This is a genomic window from Nocardia pneumoniae NBRC 100136, from assembly GCF_000308755.1.
GTDB classification, from domain to species: domain Bacteria; phylum Actinomycetota; class Actinomycetes; order Mycobacteriales; family Mycobacteriaceae; genus Nocardia; species Nocardia pneumoniae.
Genome location: NZ_BAGF01000015.1, coordinates 1 through 416 on the forward strand (window position 1 = coordinate 1; position 416 = coordinate 416).

General features: G+C 62.7%; 2 protein-coding genes. Both read left to right on the forward strand.

What is annotated here, in order from left to right:
• On the forward strand, window positions 1–250 hold a 250-nt coding region (rplP, locus tag ON34_RS03395), incomplete at its 5' end, for a 50S ribosomal protein L16 (RefSeq protein WP_040774111.1).
• A partial coding sequence (gene rpmC / locus ON34_RS03400) for a 50S ribosomal protein L29 (RefSeq protein ID WP_040774114.1) occupies window positions 250–416 on the forward strand: 167 nt, incomplete at its 3' end. The genes rplP and rpmC, both read left to right, overlap by 1 nt.

A 416-nucleotide genomic window follows, 5' to 3' on the forward strand; every position in this document is an offset into this window, starting at 1 on the left:
CCACATCCGCCGTGGCGGCAAGATCTGGATCAACATCTACCCGGATCGTCCGCTGACCAAGAAGCCCGCCGAGACCCGCATGGGTTCGGGTAAGGGTTCGCCGGAGTGGTGGATCGCGAACGTGAAGCCGGGTCGGGTCATGTTCGAGATGAGCTACCCGAATGAGGAGACCGCTCGTGAGGCGCTGCGCCGCGCGATGCACAAGCTCCCGATGAAGTGCAGGATCGTCACCAGGGAGGAGCAGTTCTGATGGCTACCGGAACACCGGCCGCAGAGCTCCGCGAGCTCACCGAAGATGAGTTGGTGGCCAAGCTGCGCGAATCCAAGGAAGAGCTGTTCAACCTGCGCTTCCAGATGGCGACGGGTCAGCTGGACAACAACCGTCGTCTGCGCGTGGTCCGTCACGAAATCGCGCG